Here is a 1,888-nt window from a genome sequence, read left to right as displayed (position 1 = left end):
TACGAGCGCTGCGGCGGGCGGCGGCAGCAGGAAGGCCGCGGCGAGCAGCACGGGGTAGAAGGTGCCCGCGAAGCGGCGCCGGGCGATCTGCTCGCAGCCGGCGTAGAGGGCCGCCAACAGCGCGACCGCCCACCAGGGTGCGTGGACGGTCGGCAGTGGAAGCAGACAGAGCAGGGCGCCGAGGACGGCACAGAGGACGTACGCACGTGCCCGTGCCGGTGTCGCCTCCATGGCTGACGCCCTTCCCCCCGACCATGCCTGTCCAGGCCGAGGAGCCTAGGGCGACCGGGGGGAGTACGCGGGCGGATCACCCGCGGATTAGCACATTCGAGTGACGGCAGTCCGTTCAGGACTCCTGCGGAGAGGCCGTCACATCATGCTCGGGCACGACCTGCCCCGAGCGGATCATCTCCAGGCGTCCCATCACCTTGGAGCGCAGATCCGAAGGCACGTCGTCCTGCCCGCAGCACCGCTTCACGAGCTTCTTGACGGCCTGTTCGAGGCCGTACTTCTCCAGGCACGGCGAGCACTCCTCGAAGTGCACCTCGAACTTGGTGCAGTCCGCGTCCGGCATCTCTCTGTCGAGGAACTCGTAGAGATGCGCGAGGACTTCACTGCAGTCCGTCTCGTGATGGTCACCGCAGCTCATGAGCCCGAGCCTTTCGCTTCGTCCGACTCTCCGGCACCGGCCGGGACGAGTCCGCGGTCACGCGCGTAGTCCTCAAGCATGCCGCGCAGTTGACGGCGGCCCCGGTGCAGCCGGGACATCACCGTGCCGATGGGTGTCCCCATGATGTCCGCGATCTCCTTGTACGCAAAGCCCTCTACGTCCGCGAGATACACGGCGATGCGGAATTCCTCCGGGATGGCCTGGAGGGCTTCCTTCACATCCGAGTCGGGCAGGTGGTCGAGCGCCTGGGACTCGGCGGAGCGCAGACCGGTCGACATGTGGGACTCGGCACGCGCGAGCTGCCAGTCCTCGATCTCCTCGGCCGCGGAACGCTGGGGTTCACGCTGCTTCTTGCGGTACGAGTTGATGAACGTGTTGGTGAGAATCCGGTACAGCCACGCCTTGAGGTTGGTGCCCTCACGGAACTGGTGGAAGGACGCGTACGCCTTGGCGTAGGTCTCCTGCACCAGGTCCTCGGCGTCGGCCGGGTTGCGGGTCATGCGCAGCGCGGCCGAGTACATCTGGTCGAGGAATTCGAGCGCGTCCCGCTCGAAGCGCGCACTGCGCTCCGTCGTGGACTCCGTGCTCGTGCCCTGGCCCTCGGGCTGCTCCGCCTGGCCGTGTTCGGTCCCTGCGTCGGTACCGGGAACCGGACCCACCTCCTCAAGATTCCGGGCAGCACCGAAGCCGATGCCACCAGAATCGGAGGATAGACGACGATCCGGTCCGCCCGCCGCCCCAATAGGGGTGGCCTTGGTCGCGTGCAGCACCGACCAGTCCAGGTCAGGGCGGCTGCTACGGGCCGGGCAGAAGGTCGAACCCATGCGGCGGACTTCCTTTCTACGACTCTCTCTGTCCGCCTCAACAGTGGTAAGGGCCCCGGCATTCCCGCCCTTTACCCAAGTGTTCGAGTCCACTCCACCACGCGCCCCGTGATGATCTCCAGAGCCTCTTCCTGACCGATCTCCGCCCGCTTCGGCACCGCGAAACCGTGATCGCCGTACGGCACCTCGACCAGCTCGAAGTCGCCCTGCGGGAACTCCGCCGGTTTCCCGAAGGGGTCGTTGCCGCCCTGCACGACGAGCGTGGGCACCCCGGCCCCGAGCAGTTCGCCGGCCCGCGACTTCTCCGGCCTGCCGGGCGGATGCAGCGGGAAGCTCAGGGCGAGGACGGCGGCGGCGCCCAGCTCCGTCGCCGTACGACAGGCCACGCGTGCTC

General features: G+C 67.8%; 3 protein-coding genes and 1 pseudogene. All 4 read right to left on the bottom strand.

The window, feature by feature from the left end; translation table 11 throughout:
* Window positions 1–231: pseudogene (locus R6V09_RS52120) on the bottom strand (HD-GYP domain-containing protein); the annotation flags it as partial.
* A 115-nt stretch (window positions 232–346) separates the two neighbouring features.
* The gene (rsrA, locus tag R6V09_RS52115) at window positions 347–649 is read right to left on the bottom strand and encodes a mycothiol system anti-sigma-R factor (protein ID WP_317888399.1); all 303 of its coding nucleotides are present in this window, start codon (window positions 647–649) and stop codon (window positions 347–349) included.
* On the bottom strand, window positions 646–1,329 hold the full coding sequence (sigR, locus tag R6V09_RS52110) for an RNA polymerase sigma factor SigR (RefSeq protein ID WP_317888400.1): 684 nt from the start codon (window positions 1,327–1,329) through the stop codon (window positions 646–648). Before sigR ends, rsrA begins: the two co-directional genes overlap by 4 nt.
* A 236-nt stretch (window positions 1,330–1,565) precedes the next feature.
* A partial coding sequence (locus R6V09_RS52105; RefSeq protein WP_317888398.1) for an alpha/beta hydrolase family protein occupies window positions 1,566–1,888 on the bottom strand: 323 nt, incomplete at its 5' end.

This window comes from Streptomyces sp. W16, from assembly GCF_033194735.1.
In the GTDB taxonomy this organism is placed as follows: Bacteria; Actinomycetota; Actinomycetes; order Streptomycetales; family Streptomycetaceae; genus Streptomyces.
The sequence above is the reverse complement of the archived record's forward strand: the minus strand, read 5'-3'. Positions and strand labels throughout refer to the sequence as shown.